The sequence below is a fragment of the Streptomyces netropsis genome, from assembly GCF_014203545.1.
Classification (GTDB): Bacteria; Actinomycetota; Actinomycetes; order Streptomycetales; family Streptomycetaceae; genus Streptomyces; species Streptomyces netropsis.
Genome location: NZ_JACHJG010000019.1, coordinates 106,033 through 125,089 on the forward strand (window position 1 = coordinate 106,033; position 19,057 = coordinate 125,089).

Consider the following 19,057-nt stretch of genomic DNA (forward strand, 5'->3'; position numbering starts at 1 on the left):
GTCACTGGGTCTCGATGCCGTCGCGGACGATTCTCCAGGCCACCTCGCTGCGCACACGGGCGAGTTCTGCTGCGATTCGCTGCTGGCGGCTGTCGTCGAGAAGTACGGCTGCCTCCGTAGGCGTGCCAGCGAGTAGGCAGTCGCGCCTGAGGTGGGTGGGCGGATGAGTTGCATCGACGCTGTGCCCGCGTCGGGCCGCGACACGCCGCTTGCGCTCGTACTCGTGGTCCGGAATGGCGGCCATGTGCGTGGTCAACCGCGTCCATACCTCGTCCGCTTGGTCCTTGGCCTCGCGGGCGGAGCGCAGTCCGGCCAAGGCGGCGTTGTTGGTCTCCCGCCTGAGTCGGACGGTGAGGGAATCCGTGACCAGCAGCTGGTCCATGAGGGCCACGGCGGCCTCGGTGGACGCGGCTCGGGCGGCCTCGCGGTCGGCGAGGTATTCGGCACGCTGGGTCGCCCGCATTGTCAGCTGGTCCAGCAGCATCAGTACGCCTTGAACGAGCAGACGGGGCATGACGAAGGCCAGGTTGACGACCATTTCGACGGGGGACGGCTGCTGGATTGGTGTGAAGTAGTAACGCCAGGTGGTCAATGATCGCAACGCCATCGCCACGACCGTGGCGTGCCGGGTGTCGCCGTTGCCGTAGTGTCCGAGCTCGTGGCCGAGCAGGGCGACCCTCTGCTGTGGTGTGAGTACTTCCCACAACGGCAGGCCCAGTGTCAGCAAGCGGCGTCCTCGCACGCCGTAGGACATGACGCTCGCGTTGACTTCCTTGCCGACGGCGATAGCGTCCACGCCGCTAGTACCGACCACTTGGGCGACCCCGTCGATCAGCGCGTACAGCTCCGGTGCGTCAGCGCGTTGCAGCACCAGCTCGTCCTCGGGCAGCTTAGGTAACCGCGGTCTGAGAGCTGCTGCCACCACCAGGAGGAACAGGCCCGGCAGCATCATCACGCCACCCCAGCCGCGTACGACACAGTAGATGCCGCTCGCGATCAGTGCCACGGTGACGCTGTGCACCGCGAGGGCGATCGCGTAAGCGAGGACCGCCGCGGCGTCCCGCCGTGCGTGCAGGACCCTTCCATGCAGTACCTCGGCCAGCAGCTTCTCGCCGTGCCGCCGGGCCAAGACGCGCTGTGCTCTTTCCAGCCGCCCCTGGGTCTCTTGCTGTTCTTGCGGGTCCACGTTCCAGTCGCAGGCGGCGCACCAGATAGTGAACCGGCTGTCCCCGCGGACTTCCGCACCACATTCCGGGCACGGCTGCGTCGTCTCTTCTGCGGCAGTACGCATGAAGGCACTCCTCTCCCCCGCGGCCCCTCCCCAGGGCCGCCTGATCACGACGAGGAGATCTGATCACGCGACTGCGTCCGGGTAAAGCAGCGCTCATCCTGCGGTGGCCCGTCAGCTGTAGAGGCTGCAAAGCCCCCAACGCGGTGCCCGTTCAGGGGAGTACCCCGCCTTCAATGCCGCCGTTCTTCATCAGTCGGCCCCATCGGCGAACCGCACACTCTGCGCGTCTTCATCAAGGAGGTCGACAGCACCGAACGAAGGATCAACCAGAGCCTCGTGGAGGATGACGCCTTCTGGGCCTGGGCGATCATCGAGACGCTACGGCACACCGGAGTTCGCGCCGAAGGACTGACCGAGCTCACCCACCTCGCGCTGGTCTCCTACAAACTGGCCGACACCAACGAGGTCGTCCCTCTCCTCCAGATCGTTCCTTCCAAGAGCAACGAGGAACGGCTACTGCTGGTCAGCCCCGAACTGGCCAGCGTCCTGGCCACAGTCATCAAGCGCCTGCGTGACGCCAACGGCGGGAAGGTCCCGCTGATCTCCCGCTACGACTCACACGAGCGCGTCACGGGCCCCCAGCTGCCGCACCTGTTCCAGCGCCGCCCCTACTGGCAGCCGCAGGTCATGAGCGAGGCTGGCATCAAGCGCGCCCTGGACCGGACCCTGGAGGCCACCGGACTACGCGACCAGGCCGGCGAGCCGCTGCGCTACACACCGCACGACTTCCGAAGGATGTTCGCGACCGAGGCCGTGACCGGCGGACTGCCCGTTCACATCGCAGCCCGCATCCTCGGTCACAAAACACTGACCACCACCCAGGCGTACCTCGCCGTCTTCCAGGACGACCTGGTACGCACCTACCGAGGCTTCCTCGACCGGCGCCGGGCTGAGCGCCCCCAGGAGGAATATCGCGAGCCGACCGCGGCGGAGTGGCACGACTTCCAGCAGCACTTCGAACTCCGCAAGGTCTCCCTCGGGACCTGCGGCCGGCCCTACGGAACTCCTTGCAAGCACGAGCACGCCTGCATCCGGTGCCCGGTCCTCCAGATCGACCCGCGGCAACGATCACGGCTTGTGGAGATCATCCAGAACCTCCGCGAACGCATCCGAGAGGCCCGTGCCAACGGCTGGCTCGGCGAAGTCGAAGGACTTCAAGTCAGCCTCGACGCCGCGACCGCCAAGCTCAACAGCCTCAAACGGACCCCGACCGATGGCCGGCCGGAACTGGTCGACCTCGGCATGCCTCTCTTCACCGACCGAGGGCCTTCTGCGCCAGAGGGTTGATGCGGGCGAGGACAGCGTCGACGTGCGGGCGGACCTGTGACCTCAGCTGTTCGCTCCAGGTCTCGTCCTGGTAGTGGCAGGTCCGGTACAGATCCCGCGCATGCTCCAAGACAGGGCGGTGCTCCACGGGCAGCCGGGCGAGAGCCCAGTCGGCGGCGTCGTCCTTCGCCCTGATCTCCCCCGTGACGAGGGTGGACCAGATGCGGGCGAGCGTCAGCAGGACGTTCCGGGTGTCCTCGTCCAGCTTCGCCAGGAGCTCGGGGACATCCCCCACGCTCGCCCGCAGGAGGTCGGCGTGTGGCACGGGGGCCAGCACCTCGGCAGGGCGCGGCCCCGTCAGGGGGCGGTCACCGGCGAGGAGCACCGTGAGTACGAGGGCCAGATCCGGAATGGGTTCGGGCTGCGGAATGCTGCCCGCCAGGGAGTCTTCGCGCAGCCACTCGCCCCAGAGGAAGTCCCCGATCGGAGGAAACCGCCACGGTCTGACGTCTGACTGGACAACGACGGTGAGCTCCACCGGCCGGACCTCGGGCGTCAGGCCGGAGATCTCCAGCAGTCCCTTGACCAGGGATCGCCGCTGGCTCTCACCCAGACTCGCCTGTGTCACGACGAGGACGTCCAGGTCACTGGCGGGGCAGAGGCCACCAAGGACCGAGGAGCCATGAAGATACGTTCCCACTAGCTCCGGCCCCACGATGTCCCCGACCAGCTCGACGGTCTGCTCAAGCTGCCCCAGCAGTAGGGGGCGCTCATAACGGTCGTAGACGGTGCCGTCCTGTTCCCGGATCTGGCCGACGAAGGTGAAGCCCGCCTTCCGCGCAACCCGGCCCGACGCCGGGTTCTCCGGCTCCACCTTGATCACCGCGCAGGTTGCCCCTTGGCCAGCGGCGTAGCGGCAAACCAAATCGACCGCGCGGGCTGCAAGCCCCCGCCCTCGCCAGAGTGGGTAGACCCCGTAGGCGACGTTGACCTGGCCAGCCTTCAGGCCCTCGCCCTCGAACCGCAAGTCCACGGTCCCTGCCAGCACTTCCTCGACCCCGAACCGAATGCCGAAGGCCCGCAGAGCCCCTCTCGTCTCCCACTGCTCACGACAGTGGGCAATGTATGCCTCAACACCTTCCAAGGTCCCCGGCCCGCCGGTGAGCCAGCGCACCAGTTGCTGGTCCTCTCCGGCCAGGTGCGTCCCGGCCTCATCGAGACGCAAGGGGGACAGGGCGACGATGCCGTCGGACAGTTTCTGATCACTCATGCCGTGATTGTCGCGATCCATGAACATCTGGACAATCGGATACTTTCGCCCGCTCCGTCGCTTTAGAGGCTGTCGATGCGACATGGACAACAAGATCATTTTCTTAGTCCGGAAAAGGGCAAGCGGCCTCACCGAACTCCTGGCCCGCGCACTCCGCGACCGCGGCCGCCAGGTCGAAGTCGAGCACCTCCACATCCACCTGCCGCGCGTACTCAAGACGCCCGACAACCGCGCCCACCCCACTCCCCAGCAGGAGGCCAGCCGATGAAACGCCGTCTCTTCCGCCGCCGCGCCAACGCGCCAGGAACCCTCGCCCCCGAGGACCAGGCCGTGGTCGAAGCGGTCTGCTCGATGCTCGCCGCACTCAAGCACCCGACGCCCTGGACGCCCGGCAGCGGCCAGGACATCGCCGTGAGGGTCGGGCCGTTCATCGAGCGCGGCCACCCCCGCCCCGGCGACGACCGCGGGCCCGACGTCATCGCTCTTGCCCTTCAGCACCCTGACGTCCCCCACGCCCGCTACGGCGACCGCGACACCCGCAAGGGCTGGCTGCGCTGCGAGACGTCACTCATCCTCGGCACCTGGCAGCCGGCCTACCGGATACTCACCCACGCCGCGGCGGGCCTGGACCTCCCCACCGACCTGGGGCTGCCCCCAGCCCACTACGCCGTCCACATCACCCGCCCCGGCCGACCGCTGCTCCGGATCGGCCCCTACACCCAGTGCCGCCACGCCGACCACGACGCCGACCGCCTCAACCAGCAGCTGCAGAACACCAGTGAGGCCGGTGGCGCCGCGACTGCGGTGCCCTTCGACTTCAGCGCCACCGACACGTACCAGGACCCGCACGGTCAAGATACCGACGACCAAATCCCTCCGTTACGGGCAGGCACTCGGCGAGCAGGTCGATGACGTCGACCTCGCGCTGGACGAGCAGCGAGCCGCTCCCGACACACACGGCGGCTGTGCCCGCTCGCGTCGATGCCCCGGCTCCTAGTGGATGTAGGAGCCGGGGCATCGACGGTTGAGGGATCAGTTACACGGATGCTGCTGCCGGTGCTGCGGTACCGCTGTGCTCAGTTCCCAACCGGTCCAGGAGTAGTTCCGCCACTGCGGCCAAATCATCAGGCGAGAGCTGAGCGGCCAGTGCGTCTGCCACGTCTGCCGGAGAGCCAGGCGGGATCACGATGGGCTGCGGCCGGGAGACGTCCGCTGCTGTGCGGGTCGCTTCGCCGCCGTCGTCGTTGTTGGCCGACGGCAGCGGAACGGCCGATTGCTGCCCGCCTGCGGCGGTGTCCTGGGCTGCTGCCGTTTGTGCTGGCAGTGCCGTTTGCGAGGGAGGGGCGGTTTCCTGATCTGTGGCCGACTCAGACGTTGTCCCCTGCTCTTGCGCCTGGTTTACCGCGGTAAACCGGGGCGTCGGTGTGGCCTTCCGGGGGCCCCTCTTCTGCCGGGGGGCGTTCTGCGCCGCCAGACGCTGATTCTGTTCGGCCTCCCAGGCGGCTTCCTGCTCGGAGGATGGCAATCCGGCGATCTTCCGAGCAACGCGTACGGGCATGTCACCACAGGAGACCAACGCCTGGAGCTCATCAGTCAGCTTCAGGAGGCTGCGCTGCTGGCTCACCCAGCCCTTGGTCTTGCCGTAGTGCTCGGCGACCTTGTCTGCGCCTCCGAGCTCCACGACCATGGTCTCGATACCGATAGCCCGCTCGATCGGATCCAAGTCCTCGCGATCGTTGTTCTCAGCGAGAACGGCATCGAGGAATTCCGCGCGGCTCTGGGCGACGTCCTCGTTGTGTACGACGTTGAGGGTCGTCTGCCCGGCGGCTTGAGATCCACGGTACCGGCGCTCGCCGTTGGCGATCACGAAGGATGCCGAGCCGACGTGAGGCTCTTCGTCCGGCCACAGCTTGAGATACGCGGCCCTGGAGACCACCACGGCGGGCTGCAGCTGGCGATGCTTCAGCTTCAGCCCGAACTCCTTGAGCTCTTCCTCCGTGCCGAAGTTGCGCCGTGGGTTAAAGCGGGTCGGCACGAGTTTGTCGAGCGGGAGGGTCAACAGCAACGGATCGCTCTGCCCCGGTACCGCGTCGACCTTCTGGCCGGCGAGCGAGGCGAGGCTGGTGCGGCGTCCGGCCATCAGGCGCGACCCCCGTATCCCATCTCGAGGGCGAGGCGGAAGAAGTCCTCGCGAGCCTCCATGGCGACCCGGTTCTTCGGGTACTGCGTCACCACGCGTCCCTCAACGGACGCACGTGTGTGGACCTTGTACCTGCGAATGACGGTCTGTGCGCGAGGCCAGCCCTGTGCGTCGATGTACTCCTGGGTGTCCACCAAGTCGGCTGTGCCGTCCCGGGGGTCCCAGTTGTTGACGACGACCTTGAAGGGAAGCCCAGTCGGCACGATGACCTTCTGGATTGTGCGGGCCGTGGGGTCGAAGGCGAGCCCCTCGGGAGGCATGGGCACGATGACGTCGTGCGCGAACTTCAGGGCCTCCAGGAGAAGGTTCTCGTCCTGAAGGCTGCCGGGGGTGTCGATGAAGACGTGCTGGAGGCCCTTATTGCTGGTTTTGAGCACATCTGCGACGACGGCGCCCAGGTTCAGGGTGGTGGTGGTCTTTCCGACCCCGCCCTTCTGGTTGGCGATGACATGGACTCGCGCGCCGGCGTCCTTGAGGACCTGCAGGTTCTCTGGAGACTCGTGCTCCTGGGAGAAGTCGAAGGGCAGGTCGGTGATGCGGTTCGCCCACCAGACAGTCGATGCCTGGGGGTCGATGGATACGACGTAAACACTTGCTGGCATGGATGCTCCGTTTGCTTCCCGATAGATCCGGTACTTCGGGCAGAGGGCATCATGCCAGAAGCCAAGCTTCCGCTTTGACCAGGACATTCGTGATTCGACTGATCGGAACCGATCTGGACCCGTGGTGGTTTACCGCGGTAAACCACCACGGGTGGCGAGTGCCACGCTCGGCGAGCATGGCGACCTCGGATCGTCAGCGTTCAGCATCCCCCTCGGCTGCCGCGCCTGGCGGGGGTACCGTCCAAGTACGGTCCCCGGCAAGCACGGAGCGTGCGATGGCTGATGAGCCCACGATCGGTGAGAACCTGGCTCGCTTGCGGGCTCAGACCGGTCTCACCCAACAGGAGCTCAGCAACAAGTCCGGGGTGAGCGTGGCCACCATCCGCGTCCTGGAACGCAATGGCCGCACCACCGCGCTCATGGGCACCCTCGCCAAACTGGCCCGTGCCCTCGATGTGAAGCCTCAGGCCCTTCTCGGGCAGCCGCAGACGCTGCACCAGGAGGACGGACACCGAGCCAGCGTCGCCGCGCTGCGCCGGTCGGTGCTGGCCCTCAACGAGGTCCCCGGAGTGCCCTTATCCGCGGCCGCCGGTGCGGAGGATGCCCCGGATGCTGGCGAGCTGAGACACACGGTTGAGGTCCTGTGGCGCCAGTACCACCACGGGGAGTTTTCGGGTCTGGTCGCCGGTCTTCCAGGGTTGCTGGGTGGTGCGAAGGCCACTGTGCGCACGGCGCGCGGTTCTGGCCGGCGCGTGGCGTCAGCGGAGCTGAGCCGCGCCTATCAGGTCGCGGCGATGGTCGCTGTCCACCTGTCCCAGGACGATCTCGCGCGGGCCGCGCTGGAGAAGGCCATGGTGGCGGCGGACAGGGCGGAGGACCGGCTGCTGATCGCGGCGGGGTGCAACGCGCTGTCGTGGGTGCTGCTGAGGCAGGGCGAACCCGGGCTGGCCGCGCAGCTGGCCGTGGGGGCGGCGGAAGAGCTCAACCCGCGTATGGCGGCCTCTGACTACACGGCGCTGCGGATGTGGGGCCGGCTGATGCTGTCCGCGGTGACGGCGGCCTCCCGGCAGGAAGACTTCGACGGAGCTACGGAGCTGCTCGCGTCGGCGAGGCGCTGCACCAAGGTGGTACGCACCGACCGCATGGACTACCTGAACGGCGGTCACGGAGCAGCGTTCGGACCCGCCAAGATCTCGATGGTCGCCGTTGAGCTCGCTATGGCACAGGGGCATTCCGGTGAGGCGTTGAGGCTGGCGAAGAAGGTGCCCCCGACCCGCCGTCTGCCGCCCGCGACCCGCGGCCGCCACCTGCTGGACGTAGCGCAGGCCCAGACCTGGGAGGCCCGGTTCGCCGACGCGGTGACCACCCTGACCCGGGTGCGGGCCATGGCGGGGGAGTGGATGCGCTACCAAGTCCTCGCCCGCGACACGGTCCAGCAGATCATCGAGGACAAGGGCCGCCGCCGTGTCGAGGGGCTTGTCCCCCTGGCCAAGCACATGAACATCGCCATGCGCTAGCCCTTTGGGGCCGAAGGCCAGAGCCGTACTGATACACCGCGTAGCACCCCGCCGTGGGTGATCACGGTAGAGGTTGCGCGCTCGGTTCCTTCCTCCGGCGCGACGCGGTTACCTCTTACTACTCCCGACGGAAGCCCTCGGGAGTGCCGTACCACCGGCGCTGACCAACGAGCGACCTCGCCGCCCCCAAATCCCGCTCGGCGTGCCTACACGCACGTCGATAGGGCCCCTGTGCGCTGCTGCCTCCCAGGGTGCCTGGCTCAACCCGAACGGGGCCCGCCCGCAGCATGACGCCCTCACTTGGAGGCGTCGGAAGCCAGTCAGAACGTCGATGGCCCTGCCAGCGACAGAGGCAGGCAGTGCCCCAGCCATCGAGGACACAGCCAACCATCAGAGGAGGACACATGATTCTCGAACGACCCATCGGCTACGTGGACCTGATCTCACTGGTAGGCGAGACCAACCGGTGTCCCGGCGGGAAGCGCGCCGTTTCCCGCCTCGCTCAGACCATGCACGTCGGCCCGCACCACCGGGTGCTCGAGGTCGGCTCGAACACCGGCTTCACCTCCATCGAACTCGCCGCCATCACCGGGTGCCGCACGGACGGCGTGGAGATCAACGCGGCAGCCGTCGAGGAAGCCCGGCGCACAGTGGCGGCGCTCCCCGACCGGATCGCCGAACGGATCTCCTTCCACGTCGGCGACGTACGGAGGCTGCCGTGGGACGAGGGCACGTTCGATGCCGTGGTCTGTGGGGGAGCGCTCGGGTTCGTCGAGGACAGGCCGCAGGCCTTCAGCGAGATCCGCCGAGTATTGCGCCCGCTGGGCATGGTCTCGATCACGCACCTGTACTACCGGAGCACTCCGCCGGCATCCCTGTCGGACCGGCTGGCGGCGGTGCTGGGGTTCCATGTCCCGACCTACGGCTGGAAGGAGTGGCTGGAGGAGCTCGCCCCCGCCGGGTGGGAGCTGTACTCCTTCGCCCGGCGTCCCCTCGCGGCCCGGCCGGCGGAGGCTGTCGATGCCTACGCCGAGCACCTGACCAGCTCTTCCCGCATCACGGCGCTGGCGCCGGAGCAGCGGGACCGGGTCCGGGAGCAGTGGCGGCATACCTGCCACGTGTTCAACGACAACCACCGTCACCTGGGGGTGATGGACCTGGTCCTGCGCCGCCCGCTCGCCGACGACGTCCCCGAGCAGCCGGAGCTGTTCCTCGAGCCCGGCGTGTACGACCCGTACTTCACCCGCGAGTTCGTGCCCCTGACCGGAACGGAGAACCGCTGATGCTCACTCCCGCCGCAGGAAAACCCCCGCTGTGGTCCGCCCCCAGCCGGTACCTGGACCTGATCGGCTCCCCGTGGGGCCGGACGCTGGTCACGCTGCAGGACGCCGTCTCGTACGCGACCGCCGAGTTCTGGGCGAACCGCAGCGTGCCGACCCTGCATCTCCCGGTGACGACCGGGGCGGTGTCCTCCCCGATGGGACTGGGCTCGGACTCCGCGCCGGTCAAGGTCGACATGTTCGGCAGGCCCGTCTACCTGGCCGACTCCATGCAGTTCTCCCTGGAGTACGGCTGCCGGCTCTCCGAGCGCGGCTGCTACTACCTGATGCCGTCCTTCCGCGGGGAGGATCCCGACCCCAGCCACCTGTGCCAGTTCTTCCACAGCGAGGCCGAACTCCCCGGCGGACTCGACACCGCCATCGCCACCGTCGAGAGCTACGTCCGTTACCTCGCCCAGCACATCCTCAAGGCCTGCGCCGACACCGTGCACGAGGCGGCGGGAACAGTCGCCCACCTGGAAGACGTCGCCGGGAGCAGCAGGCCGTTCGAGCAGGTGACGTTCAGCGAGGCGGACCGGCTCCTGAAGTCCGACCCGCACCTGATCCGGACGGGAACCGGGGCTGGAGGCCGCACGTGGCGGACACTGACCCGCGAGGCGGAGCAGCGCCTGCTCGCCCGGTGCGGGAGGCCGGTGTGGGTCACCCACTTCGACCACCTGGCCGTGCCCTTCTACCAGGCCTACGCCGACGAGAAGCAGCTCACGGCCGCGAACGCGGACCTCCTGCTCGGGATCGGAGAGGTCGTCGGCGCGGGGGAGCGGCACGCCACCGCCGATGCGGTGCGCAGCGCCCTGGCCGACCATCAGGTCGACCAGGAGCCCTACGGCTGGTACATCGAGATGCGCGAGCGCCGGCCGCTTCGGACGTCGGGGTTCGGTATGGGCATCGAGCGGCTGCTGCTGTGGGTGCTCGACCACGACGACATCCGGGATCTTCAGATCCTGGTCCGGCGCAACGGCCTGGACTGCACCCCCTGATCTAGACAGCAGGGGTGCGGCCGAGGGCGGTAGCCGCACGCTGGACGCCCTGGAGCGTCCAGGCCGGGCAGCTCTCGTCGAGTTCGAGGGAGGGCAGGGTCTCCCACCGGAGCCCTGCCACTTCCTCCGGCGAGGCGATGCGCGGCTTGGCGCAGGCCGGGAGCTCGGCCGCCAGCACGACGTTGATGACCGGGTTGCCGGTGTCCGTCACAAAGAACACGGACTCGGCGTAGGCGAGAGGGACACCGGCCATATCGATGCCGATCTCCTCGAGGACCTCCCGGCGTGCGGTGTCCAGGAGCACATCGCCGCCGCCGGGGGTGTCCGTGTCCACGGTGCCGCCGACCAGCGACAGGCGGCCGGCCGCGTGCTCTTCGTTCAGCCCTCGCACGATCAGCAGCCACTCGTCCCCGCGGTACAAGGCGACATCCACATTGATCGCGTACTTCAAGTCGACTCCTCCATCAGGCGGTTCGAGCGTCCGATGGTAGCGCCGTGCCCAGGAGGTGCACCTCTCGTGCCGATTCTTCGCAAGCCACCGCAGTACGGGTTCTTCTCCTTCGACAGCGGGCTGCTGCATCAGCTCGCGGACGCCTACGGCCTCGGCCCCCTGACCGGGTTCCGGCCGATACTTCTGGACGGGGATCACTGCACGCTCATCGACGTCCGGTCACAGACCAGCCGGAAGATGGTCATCGAGAGCAGCGACGGAACCAGGCTGTTCCTCAAGCAGATCCCCTGGTACTGCGAGCGGGACGCCCTGATCCTGGCCACCCGCTGGCAGACCCAGGCCCGCGACGCCGGGGCGCCAGTGCCCCGCCTGCTCCACACCAGCGCCGGCCTTCCCTGGTTCGAGATCGCCGGTTCGTACTTCACCCTCACCGAGTACGTCCCCGGCCGCCGCTACGCCGCCACCCCCGCCGACAGGGTCCAGGCCGGTGAAGCCATCGCCAGCCTCCACTGCGCTGCCGTGGACGTACCGGCCGATCCGGCGGAGAACACCTTCGCCGGCGCTGCCGAGCACATCACGCTCACGCGGGAGAGCACCGCCGTCCCCAGCCCCGTACTCGACGTCATGGAACACGCCGTCAGCATCTGGGGTGAGCAGGCCGAAGCGGCCGGTTGGGACGGCCTCGCCGGGCAGCTCACCCACGGCGACACCAACCCGTGGAACCTGATCTACGGCGAGGGCGAGTGCGCCATGCTCATCGACTTCGACAACGCCCACCGCGGGCCCTGCCTGCGCGACATCGCCGAAGCCCTGCTGTCGTTCTGCTCCGTGCACTACCGCAAGGACTCGACCAACTTCGCCCCGGTCCTGCCCGGCCGCATCAACCGCCCGGCCGCGGCCGACATCCTGGCCGCCTACACCCGCGTGCGTCACCTGGCCCGGGCCGAGATCGCCTGCATACCGCCCGCGAGCGGAGCCGTCGCCGTGGGGCTGGTGTGCCTCGGGCTGATGCGCGGCGACTACCCCACGGCCATGGCGGCCGAACTCGCCGCGTGGGCAACCACCATCCCGGCCGACGTCGCCGACATCGTCCGAGAACACCGGCCATGACGCCGCCACCGCAGCTCGCCCCGGCGCTCCTGCACGGCGACACCATCGCCGTCCTCACGCTGTCCTCGCCCGGCCCCGCCCAGTACCCCGACGTCTTCGGCCGGGGCCTACGCAACCTCCAGGCCGCCGGCTACAACACGGTCACCGCCCCGACAACCGCCGGCCGGTCCGGCTGGACCAGCGGAACCCCGCAGCAGCGTGCTGCGGACCTGAACGCAGCCTTCGCCGACCGGTCGGTCAGCGGGATCATCACCACCATCGGTGGCAACCACACCGCCCAGATCCTGCCCTTCCTGGACTGGGACACCATCGCCGCGAACCCCAAGGTGCTGTGTGGCTACTCCGACACCACCGTCCTGCACCACGCCCTCCGCCACGTCACACGCCTGGTCACCTTCTACGGCCCCGCGCTCATCCCCCAATGGGGCGAGTACGACCACCCGTTCCCCTACACCACCGCCCACTTCCAGGCCATCACCTCCGCCACCACCGCGCCGGGCCCCATCCCGCCCTCCCACTACCTCGTACATGAAGATCACGCGACCGCCCAGGCCGAGCAGCGTGCCCGCCGCACCCGCCCCGCCCCACCGCGCCGCGCCCTGCGCGAGAGCCGGGCCAGCGGGCCCCTGGCCCCGTTCTGCCTGCCCTCCCTGCGGCACCTCGCCGGGACGCCCTGGCAGCCGGACCTCACCGGCCACATCCTGCTGATCGACATCCCGGACCACGCCTACCGCCCCGAGGACGCCGACACCGACCTCACCCACCTCCGGCAAGCCGGGATCACCGCCGACCCCGCCGCCCTGGTCCTCCTGCGAACCCCCAACCACCTGCCTGAGCCCGGGTTCGAGGCCGTCCTCGCCGCACACACCCAAGACGGCCAGTACCCCGTGATCACAGGTGTAGAAGGCGGGCACGTCGACCCGCTGCCCACCTACCCCGTCGGCGTGACCGCCACCGTGGACGGCACCCGGCTCGCCATCGACACAGCCCCCACCAGAAGGAAGGAATCCCCCCGTGCATGAAGACCAGCGCCCTCAGGCGGTGTACATCTGCAGCGGCAAGGGCGGCGTCGGGAAAAGCACCGTGGCCAAGGCCACCAGCCGGGGTCTGAAGGCCCGCGGCCTCAACGTCGGCCACTTCGACGCCGACCTCACCGGCCCCAGCGCCCCCACCCTCTTCGGAGCCGGCACCCGCCTGCGCATCCTTAACCAACGCATCCAGCCCGCCATCAGCGACGGCATCCCCGTCATCTCCACCGGACTCCTCGCCGACGCCGACCACCCCTATATCTGGCACGGCCCCCTCCTGCGCGGCGCCCTCCACCAGCTCTTCCACGACGCCGACTGGGGCCCCCTCGACCTGCTCGTCATCGACATGCCACCAGGCACCGGAGAGACCCAGCTCGCCGTCCTCGACGAATTCCGGGCCATCGCCGCGGTCATCGTCACCACCCCACACGAGCTGGCCCTCGTCGACGTGCGCCGCTCCCTTCGCATGCTCCAAGAGGCAGAGATTCCCATCGCGGCGATCGTCGAGAACATGGCCGAAGCCACCTGCCCCCAGTGCGCCCACAGCTGGCAGCCCTTCCCCGGAACAGCCGGCGACCAACTCCAACAGCTCCTCCCCGACAGCCGGCTCATCAAGGTCCCCATCGACAGCGGCGCCTCAGCCATCAGCAATCACGGCAACGGAGACTCCGCACTCGTCCAGTACCTCGACGACGGCGGCCTGCTCACCGACCTGTGCACTCTCCACGCCACCAACCCCACGACCACCAGCCGCTGACCCGTGAAGGAAGCGAGAAGCCGCATGCCCGACATGGACCCCCGCGTCATCACCTACTACGAGACCCACGACCAGGCCGACCGGCTCCTCATCCCAGCCGCCGGCCGCCTCGAGCTGCTCCGCACCCAAGAACTGCTCCGCCGCCACCTCCCCACGGCCCCGGCCCGGATCATCGACGTGGGCGGCGGACCCGGCACACACGCCCGATGGCTCGCTGACGACGGCCACACCGTTCACCTCGTCGACCCGATCGCCAAACACCTCGACCAAGCCGCCGAATACGCCGCCTGTACCACCGAACTCGGCGACGCACGAGCCCTGACCGCCGAAGACGCCACCTACGACTGCGCCCTCCTCCTGGGCCCGCTCTACCACCTCGCCCACCGGGAAGACCGCATCACCGCCCTGCACGAAGCTCGCCGCGTCGTACGGCCAGGAGGCATCATCGCCGCCGCCGCGATCAGCCGACCGGCCCTCCTCCTCGACTACAACACCCTCAGCAGCCTCACCGACCCCAGCATCCGCGACCGCCTGGCCACCCGGCTGCGCACCGGCTACCTACCCGAGCCGGACAACGACCCCACCGGCCTCTTCACCGCCGCCTACTTCCACACCAGCAGCGAACTGCGCGCCGAGGTCGCGGACGCCGGGCTTCCCCTCACGGCCCTGTACGGAATCGAAGGACCCGGCTGGGCCGTGACCAAAAGCATCGAACGGCACACCGGCCGATCCGTAGCACACACAGTCCTCTTCGATGCGACTGTCGACGGGGCCCGGCTGTCCGAGGCGCACCCAGAGTTGATCGACATGTCCGCGCACATGCTGGCCGTCATCCAGACGTGATCCACCACGAGCCCGAACGCGGGACAGCCCAAATGGTCACCCCAGCTTGAGCCGGGGCGCCCGTACCCCGCCGCGAAGGGCCCCTCCGTCCATTGCTTGGGCCGGGTCGTCTGGCAGTCGGGGCATCGGCGCTCGGTGACGCGTTCGGCGGTGGGGAAGTCGGACTGCGCGGAGTGCACCTGGAGCACGTCCAGGAGCAGCGGTCTGTGGCAGAGGGGACAGGGCTGTCCGTACCTGGAGATGTTCATGGGCGGGAGAGTGCACACGTCGGCGGCTTACCGTCTCGGGCTGGCCAGGCGGCCCGCCTGGCGGGCGCTGCGGTAAAGACTTGGTGATGGCCTTCCGCACGGCGGGAAGGACCCCGGATCACGCTTGCACGTCAGTGGGTCTAAAGGGGCGCTACGGCAATGGCCCAGGTCAGAGCCTTACAGGCCCGGAAGAGGCGGCCCCGGTACTCAGCGGAGTACCGGGGCCGCTCCGTGTGCGAGCCCAGCGTCTGCGTACCCGTGCCCGCATAGGTTCCGGTACTCGCACCGCGACCCGGAAGGCGGCCGCGAAATGGCGAGCCCATGGACCCCGCCACATCCTCGATGGGGGACCGACACGGGAGGATGATCATGGGTGGTCAGGGGCGCGAAGGGCTTCCGGTTGACCGGCCGGTCACGCTGGAGGAGGCAGTCGAGTTCAAGAAGAGGGAGGCAAGCGACATCGAGGCTAAGGCGTGGCATTTTTACGGAAGCTACGCAGATGCCTATGACTGTGCGAAGGTAGCGAATTTCTCTCCGCCGCAAGGGGCGGGTGAAGTAATGGTCAGCGCGAACAGCGGCATGTTCTTCGTGTGGCTCTATTTCTAGCAACTCCAGATTCGCCCGCGGACAGCAGCGAGCTGCGTTTGTGGTTGCCCGCGCCCGCGCCCGCGCCGCCGCGAAGAAGATGGCTGCCGCGCTCGATGAGGACCAGAAGCGAGAGCCCGACGAGCCTCTGGGATGGCAGCCGGTCTGCAAGCGGCCCCTGAAGCCGAAGTTGAAGACGGCGAAGAAGACGGGGCCGTTACGGTGACGGGTATGGCAGACGAGATAGCGGCGGTCGAGCGGGCTCTGGTCCGGGGAGAGTGGGTGCCGGGCCAGGAGGAGTGTGCTCTGGGCGGTGCCCTGTTCGAGTGCCGCGACCGGCTGGTAGAGAATCCGTCGCCGGCGGACATGCCGTCCAGTGAGCGGGGTCTGTGGCTGACGCAGACGCTCGTGGTTCAGGCGCTGTTGGTGTGTGAGCTCACTGACGAGGTGCTGCCGCGGTGGCGGGAACGGCTGGCGGGCAGCCCGATGGTGCACCTGGTCCAGGCGTACGGCGACGCCGCCCAGCCGGTCCTGCCGTATGCCGCACGGCTCTTGGCGGCGTGGCAGGCCTCGCCCCCGCCGGCGCCTGCCGCAGATCTCGTCGCCGGGGAGGCTGAGCAGGACACGCGGTTCTGGGATGCCCACCATTGGGAAGAGGCCCAGTTGTCCCCCGCAGAGCGCGCCGAGATTGAACTCGCGCTGCACCGGTGCGGGGACATCGCGACGGTGATCTACGCGGCCGTCACCGGGCAGACCGACTACTAGCCGCAGCCGGCATGGCCACCGCGGTCGGCCCTCCTGTCGTGCCGCGGGCAAGCGCTGGCGCCAGCGACCGACGTGCGTTCCGAGCCGGCTTCCCTTCGCCCGGAGCCGAACGGCGCCAGCCACCACGTGCCGCCTGCGTGCGGCCTTGGGACGTGGTGGTGGAGCGGCGTCAGCGGTACTCAGGTCCGTCCGGTTCACGGGGTGGGCGGGGCAGGGGGGTGAAGGTGGTGCGTTCGTGGGAGGTCAGGCTGACGCGGTAGGGGGTCCACGCCTCGACGACGTCGAGTTCCAAGGGCGGGGGCGGGAGTTCCTCGAAGGAGACGTGCTCGTCGGTCAGACGGTCGGCCTGCTCGCGCCACCACAGTGCCCAGCCGAGGAGTGCCGAGGGGTAGAGGCTGAGCGGGCCGGGGTCGGCGTCGGCGGTCATGGTGACGGTGTAGCCGGAGGCGGCGGCGAGGTCACTGGTGCTCAGCCAGACCAGGACGGTGCGCTCGTCAGTGATGACACCGACGGCCTGGGCGGCGGCGCGCCGGCGGCGCAGGCTGTCCAGGGCGAGCAGCGGCGGGGTGTTTCCCGCGTGTGCGATCACGACTGTGGCGGAGGCTGCCAGCCGGTCCTGGCCCGCGTTCTCAACGGAGAGCTTGCGGCGCTGCTCATCGGTCCAGGACATGGGGATCCGGGCCCGGATCTCGTCCGACGGGCGCGGTTCAACGGCTAGCAGGTGCAAGGTGAGCGACCGGGGCGATTGCCACATGAGGCCGGGGGGTTCCACGGGGTAGCGGGTCACGTGGACCTGCAGCGTGCCGTCGGGACCGGCGACCGGGTGGGTGTCCACCTCGGCGGCTGGCACCCGAGCCCCCGGATAGACCGCGACCAACGGATGCTGCGCCAGTTCCTCACAGCCGTCGGTAGTCCCTGACATCGTCCCGCCCTTCCCCGCCGCGAACCAGTTGAGGCCGACGCTAACAGTGGGTGCGTTTGCCCGAGACCCTTGCCGCCACACGCGGAACAGGAAGCCGGGAAAGCCGTGGTGAAGGCAACGCGCAGGAGCCCTGCGGAAGCGGCTGCCCGCGTGGCCCAAGGGGCCGACGCCTGGAATCTGAGCCGGTGTCTGGGGCTGAGCCGCCCGCCCGCGCTATGCCTTGCTGCCGGGGCGTCGGAGGTCCGCGTAGATGCGGGCCTTGACCCCCGGCTCGCCGGGCTCCCGCCGTACGGGACCCATCCCGGAAGTGGCCCACTGCCGTTCGAGGGAGGCCATCATGGCGTGTGCGGTCGCTTCGTCGTGGGCGGTGATGTCCAGGACCACCAGACCGGGCTCGGATACGTGCACGTCGTCGATACGAGTCATGCCCGCCCAGACGGTTCCGGCCGCTGGGACGGTTCGCCGTCGGCAGGCGCACCACCCCCACGAGCGAACCCCCGGCGCGGGCCGGGTCGCCGCCGGGCGGCTCCCTGCCTTTACGCGCGATCGAACAAAACAGCGCGCGCCTGTCAGGGGCGCGTTCTATCGTCGGAGCCTCTGGGCGATCAGGGGAGGGCGTATGGGCGAGCGAGACCTCGCGGTGGGGCTCAGCCTCCTGCTGGCGGCAGGCGGGGCGTTGGTCCTGCGGGAGATGATCGGACCCTACGCCGCCTTCGCCATCGTGGCCTCCCCCGTCGTGGCCGGCACCGCAGGACCGACGATCGCGCGGCGGCTCGCGGTGCGGCGGCTTCGCCGGTGGCTACGCCGCCTGTAGAGGTTTCCCTTCCCGGACCGGGTGTGCGGGCACGCTTACGTCGTGCCGTCGGGCGGTTTCTGGAGTACTCGGTCCTGGGGTCGGCACTGCGGACACGGCACGACACCTGGCTCGTCGAGGATCAGGCGCGCTTCCCTCAGGCTGAGGAGCGCTCCTCCGGTCGACGTCCGGCAGTCACCGCGGTGCAGTGTCCCGCCGTGGACTCCCGGGCGGGAGATGAACCGCCACCATTTCAGCTCTTCGACGTCGCCCGGCGGCCGTGCCGGGGCGGGCTTCCTGCGCTGCGGGGCTGGCGCGGTGCGGCGCGGCACGCTGCTGTAGTCGACCCCCTGGATGGGGGTGATCTTCGCGGCCGGTGCCTCGAAGAGGACGGAATGCGGCTCGGCTGTCGTGCCGTCGCCGACGGGGGCCCGCGACCACACGTCCAGGCGCAGCCAGCACCACCACGGGCCCTTCGGGCCGAGCCGGATGTGGGCGAGGATCTGCGCGGTGGCGGTGGACCCGTCCGGCAGCTCCACCCTCACCGGCGGCGCCGGGGCATCCTCTTCGCGCATCGCGGCAGGGGAGTCCATCGCTACGCGACCGGCGGGAAGAGGCGCTTGAGAGCCATCCGCGCGGCCACCACGTCGCCGCTGACGGCCTCGGTGCTCCAGTACGGGTGCGTGATGACGGTCGTGGCGAGCTCACGCTGCCGGGCCCGCAGCTGCTCGACCGTCTCCTGCTGCTCCGGTGTCCAGCCCTCGGTCGCGGGACGCTCGGTGGGGAAGTGGTCGCCCTCCCGCGCGGTGAATCCCGGGTGAGGTTCCACCGACCACGGAAGCTCCCGGTAGAGGGCCTCAAGTTCCGCGGTGACCTGCTGGGACTCCTGCTGGGCGGCCCGTAGGTCGTCGGGGAAGTCAAAGGTTTCAGCCATGGCCAAATACTACGCTTGTTCGAATTCCGGAACCGAATCCATCACCACGGCACGCCGCCGTCGTGTGACTGAGCGGGACAGTTGGCGCTTGAGCACGCTGGTTGGCGGCTGAGCACGGTAGTTGGCACGCAAGGTAGCGGTGGGACGGCCCTGAGCTG

At 68.9% G+C, this 19,057-nt stretch carries 22 protein-coding genes and 1 pseudogene; 13 read left to right on the plus strand and 10 right to left on the minus strand.

Annotated features, from left to right (window positions below; genetic code table 11):
- Position 1: 1 nt before the first annotated feature.
- Positions 2 to 1,291 (minus strand): M48 family metallopeptidase, encoded by a 1,290-nt coding sequence (locus FHS38_RS32290; RefSeq protein ID WP_184739679.1) that lies wholly within the window; start codon positions 1,289 to 1,291, stop codon positions 2 to 4.
- Positions 1,292 to 1,567: 276 nt separating this feature from the next.
- Between FHS38_RS32290 and FHS38_RS32295 the strand changes: the two genes are divergently transcribed.
- Positions 1,568 to 2,578, plus strand: a complete 1,011-nt coding sequence (locus tag FHS38_RS32295) for a tyrosine-type recombinase/integrase (RefSeq protein WP_229822836.1) — start codon at positions 1,568 to 1,570, stop codon at positions 2,576 to 2,578.
- Here the strand turns inward: FHS38_RS32295 and FHS38_RS35800 are convergent.
- Positions 2,544 to 3,317, minus strand: coding sequence for an aminoglycoside adenylyltransferase family protein (locus tag FHS38_RS35800; protein WP_373301866.1), 774 nt, complete (start codon positions 3,315 to 3,317; stop codon positions 2,544 to 2,546). The genes FHS38_RS32295 and FHS38_RS35800 overlap by 35 nt on opposite strands.
- Before the next feature lie 72 nt (positions 3,318 to 3,389).
- Positions 3,390 to 3,926 (minus strand): annotated as a pseudogene (locus FHS38_RS35805) (GNAT family N-acetyltransferase); the annotation flags it as partial.
- Here FHS38_RS35805 and FHS38_RS32305 point away from each other — a divergent pair.
- Both FHS38_RS32305 and FHS38_RS32310 read left to right on the plus strand, forming a co-directional pair.
- Positions 3,910 to 4,095: a hypothetical protein gene (locus tag FHS38_RS32305; RefSeq protein WP_184739752.1), complete on the plus strand. Its 186-nt coding sequence runs from the start codon at positions 3,910 to 3,912 to the stop codon at positions 4,093 to 4,095. The pseudogene FHS38_RS35805 and the gene FHS38_RS32305 sit on opposite strands and share 17 nt — an antisense overlap.
- Complete coding sequence (locus FHS38_RS32310) at positions 4,092 to 4,739, plus strand: hypothetical protein (RefSeq protein ID WP_184739681.1); 648 nt, start codon at positions 4,092 to 4,094, stop codon at positions 4,737 to 4,739. Before FHS38_RS32305 ends, FHS38_RS32310 begins: the two co-directional genes overlap by 4 nt.
- Positions 4,740 to 4,863: 124 nt before the next feature.
- On the opposite strand, the gene FHS38_RS32315 is transcribed toward FHS38_RS32310, so the two are convergent.
- A complete protein-coding gene (locus tag FHS38_RS32315; protein ID WP_184739683.1) occupies positions 4,864 to 5,967 on the minus strand; it encodes a ParB/RepB/Spo0J family partition protein in 1,104 nt (367 codons plus the stop codon).
- Entirely contained in the window at positions 5,967 to 6,629 is a 663-nt protein-coding gene (locus tag FHS38_RS32320; protein WP_184739685.1) for a ParA family protein, read from the minus strand. The genes FHS38_RS32315 and FHS38_RS32320 overlap by 1 nt, the downstream gene beginning before the upstream one ends.
- A gap of 275 nt (positions 6,630 to 6,904) precedes the next feature.
- On the opposite strand from FHS38_RS32320, the gene FHS38_RS32325 reads away from it, so the two are divergent.
- From FHS38_RS32325 to FHS38_RS32335, 3 genes are all read left to right on the plus strand, one after another.
- Positions 6,905 to 8,146, plus strand: a complete 1,242-nt coding sequence (locus FHS38_RS32325; RefSeq protein WP_184739687.1) for a helix-turn-helix domain-containing protein — start codon at positions 6,905 to 6,907, stop codon at positions 8,144 to 8,146.
- Positions 8,147 to 8,550: 404 nt separating this feature from the next.
- Positions 8,551 to 9,429, plus strand: coding sequence for a class I SAM-dependent methyltransferase (locus tag FHS38_RS32330; protein ID WP_184739689.1), 879 nt, complete (start codon positions 8,551 to 8,553; stop codon positions 9,427 to 9,429).
- Positions 9,429 to 10,463, plus strand: a complete 1,035-nt coding sequence (locus tag FHS38_RS32335) for an amino acid--tRNA ligase-related protein (protein WP_221495617.1) — start codon at positions 9,429 to 9,431, stop codon at positions 10,461 to 10,463. The genes FHS38_RS32330 and FHS38_RS32335 overlap by 1 nt, the downstream gene beginning before the upstream one ends.
- Position 10,464: 1 nt before the next feature.
- Here FHS38_RS32335 and FHS38_RS32340 read toward each other — a convergent pair whose 3' ends face one another.
- Positions 10,465 to 10,914, minus strand: coding sequence for an NUDIX hydrolase (locus tag FHS38_RS32340; RefSeq protein WP_229822835.1), 450 nt, complete (start codon positions 10,912 to 10,914; stop codon positions 10,465 to 10,467).
- A gap of 66 nt (positions 10,915 to 10,980) precedes the next feature.
- Here FHS38_RS32340 and FHS38_RS32345 point away from each other — a divergent pair, with 66 nt between their 5' ends.
- From FHS38_RS32345 to FHS38_RS32370, 6 genes are all read left to right on the plus strand, one after another.
- Positions 10,981 to 12,024 carry a phosphotransferase enzyme family protein gene (locus FHS38_RS32345; protein WP_184739693.1) on the plus strand — a complete coding sequence of 348 codons (1,044 nt, stop codon included), beginning with the start codon at positions 10,981 to 10,983 and terminating at the stop codon, positions 12,022 to 12,024.
- Complete coding sequence (locus tag FHS38_RS32350) at positions 12,021 to 13,046, plus strand: S66 peptidase family protein (protein ID WP_184739695.1); 1,026 nt, start codon at positions 12,021 to 12,023, stop codon at positions 13,044 to 13,046. Before FHS38_RS32345 ends, FHS38_RS32350 begins: the two co-directional genes overlap by 4 nt.
- The gene (locus FHS38_RS32355; protein WP_184739696.1) at positions 13,039 to 13,809 is read left to right on the plus strand and encodes a P-loop NTPase; all 771 of its coding nucleotides are present in this window, start codon (positions 13,039 to 13,041) and stop codon (positions 13,807 to 13,809) included. Before FHS38_RS32350 ends, FHS38_RS32355 begins: the two co-directional genes overlap by 8 nt.
- A gap of 24 nt (positions 13,810 to 13,833) precedes the next feature.
- On the plus strand, positions 13,834 to 14,652 hold the full coding sequence (locus FHS38_RS32360; protein WP_184739698.1) for a class I SAM-dependent methyltransferase: 819 nt from the start codon (positions 13,834 to 13,836) through the stop codon (positions 14,650 to 14,652).
- A gap of 617 nt (positions 14,653 to 15,269) precedes the next feature.
- Complete coding sequence (locus FHS38_RS32365) at positions 15,270 to 15,506, plus strand: hypothetical protein (protein WP_184739700.1); 237 nt, start codon at positions 15,270 to 15,272, stop codon at positions 15,504 to 15,506.
- A gap of 210 nt (positions 15,507 to 15,716) precedes the next feature.
- On the plus strand, positions 15,717 to 16,250 hold the full coding sequence (locus tag FHS38_RS32370) for a hypothetical protein (RefSeq protein ID WP_184739702.1): 534 nt from the start codon (positions 15,717 to 15,719) through the stop codon (positions 16,248 to 16,250).
- Positions 16,251 to 16,419: 169 nt separating this feature from the next.
- On the opposite strand, the gene FHS38_RS32375 is transcribed toward FHS38_RS32370, so the two are convergent.
- On the minus strand, positions 16,420 to 17,172 hold the full coding sequence (locus FHS38_RS32375; RefSeq protein WP_184739704.1) for a hypothetical protein: 753 nt from the start codon (positions 17,170 to 17,172) through the stop codon (positions 16,420 to 16,422).
- A 213-nt stretch (positions 17,173 to 17,385) separates the two neighbouring features.
- On the minus strand, positions 17,386 to 17,598 hold the full coding sequence (locus tag FHS38_RS32380) for a DUF6207 family protein (protein ID WP_184739706.1): 213 nt from the start codon (positions 17,596 to 17,598) through the stop codon (positions 17,386 to 17,388).
- A gap of 193 nt (positions 17,599 to 17,791) precedes the next feature.
- Here FHS38_RS32380 and FHS38_RS32385 point away from each other — a divergent pair, with 193 nt between their 5' ends.
- The gene (locus FHS38_RS32385; RefSeq protein WP_184739708.1) at positions 17,792 to 17,986 is read left to right on the plus strand and encodes a hypothetical protein; all 195 of its coding nucleotides are present in this window, start codon (positions 17,792 to 17,794) and stop codon (positions 17,984 to 17,986) included.
- 35 nt (positions 17,987 to 18,021) lie between these two features.
- Here the strand turns inward: FHS38_RS32385 and FHS38_RS32390 are convergent, their stop codons facing one another.
- Together FHS38_RS32390 and FHS38_RS32395 are read right to left on the minus strand one after the other, a co-directional pair.
- Positions 18,022 to 18,540, minus strand: a complete 519-nt coding sequence (locus tag FHS38_RS32390; RefSeq protein ID WP_184739710.1) for a DUF6233 domain-containing protein — start codon at positions 18,538 to 18,540, stop codon at positions 18,022 to 18,024.
- Positions 18,541 to 18,560: 20 nt separating this feature from the next.
- Positions 18,561 to 18,899, minus strand: a complete 339-nt coding sequence (locus tag FHS38_RS32395; protein WP_184739712.1) for a DUF8825 domain-containing protein — start codon at positions 18,897 to 18,899, stop codon at positions 18,561 to 18,563.
- Positions 18,900 to 19,057: the final 158 nt, after the last annotated feature.

What these genes read in the sequence shown, in the direction of transcription:
- FHS38_RS32290 (WP_184739679.1), bottom strand. Translation starts at nt 1,291, where the DNA reads ATGCGTACTGCCGCAGAAGAGACGACGCAGCCGTGCCCGGAATGTGGT.
- FHS38_RS32305 (WP_184739752.1), top strand. Translation starts at nt 3,910, where the DNA reads ATGGACAACAAGATCATTTTCTTAGTCCGGAAAAGGGCAAGCGGCCTC.
- FHS38_RS32310 (WP_184739681.1), top strand. Translation starts at nt 4,092, where the DNA reads ATGAAACGCCGTCTCTTCCGCCGCCGCGCCAACGCGCCAGGAACCCTC.
- FHS38_RS32315 (WP_184739683.1), bottom strand. Translation starts at nt 5,967, where the DNA reads ATGGCCGGACGCCGCACCAGCCTCGCCTCGCTCGCCGGCCAGAAGGTC.
- FHS38_RS32320 (WP_184739685.1), bottom strand. Translation starts at nt 6,629, where the DNA reads ATGCCAGCAAGTGTTTACGTCGTATCCATCGACCCCCAGGCATCGACT.
- FHS38_RS32325 (WP_184739687.1), top strand. Translation starts at nt 6,905, where the DNA reads ATGGCTGATGAGCCCACGATCGGTGAGAACCTGGCTCGCTTGCGGGCT.
- FHS38_RS32330 (WP_184739689.1), top strand. Translation starts at nt 8,551, where the DNA reads ATGATTCTCGAACGACCCATCGGCTACGTGGACCTGATCTCACTGGTA.
- FHS38_RS32335 (WP_221495617.1), top strand. Translation starts at nt 9,429, where the DNA reads ATGCTCACTCCCGCCGCAGGAAAACCCCCGCTGTGGTCCGCCCCCAGC.
- FHS38_RS32350 (WP_184739695.1), top strand. Translation starts at nt 12,021, where the DNA reads ATGACGCCGCCACCGCAGCTCGCCCCGGCGCTCCTGCACGGCGACACC.
- FHS38_RS32360 (WP_184739698.1), top strand. Translation starts at nt 13,834, where the DNA reads ATGCCCGACATGGACCCCCGCGTCATCACCTACTACGAGACCCACGAC.
- FHS38_RS32365 (WP_184739700.1), top strand. Translation starts at nt 15,270, where the DNA reads ATGGGTGGTCAGGGGCGCGAAGGGCTTCCGGTTGACCGGCCGGTCACG.
- FHS38_RS32370 (WP_184739702.1), top strand. Translation starts at nt 15,717, where the DNA reads ATGGCAGACGAGATAGCGGCGGTCGAGCGGGCTCTGGTCCGGGGAGAG.
- FHS38_RS32375 (WP_184739704.1), bottom strand. Translation starts at nt 17,172, where the DNA reads ATGTCAGGGACTACCGACGGCTGTGAGGAACTGGCGCAGCATCCGTTG.
- FHS38_RS32380 (WP_184739706.1), bottom strand. Translation starts at nt 17,598, where the DNA reads ATGACTCGTATCGACGACGTGCACGTATCCGAGCCCGGTCTGGTGGTC.
- FHS38_RS32385 (WP_184739708.1), top strand. Translation starts at nt 17,792, where the DNA reads ATGGGCGAGCGAGACCTCGCGGTGGGGCTCAGCCTCCTGCTGGCGGCA.
- FHS38_RS32390 (WP_184739710.1), bottom strand. Translation starts at nt 18,540, where the DNA reads ATGCGCGAAGAGGATGCCCCGGCGCCGCCGGTGAGGGTGGAGCTGCCG.
- FHS38_RS32395 (WP_184739712.1), bottom strand. Translation starts at nt 18,899, where the DNA reads ATGGCTGAAACCTTTGACTTCCCCGACGACCTACGGGCCGCCCAGCAG.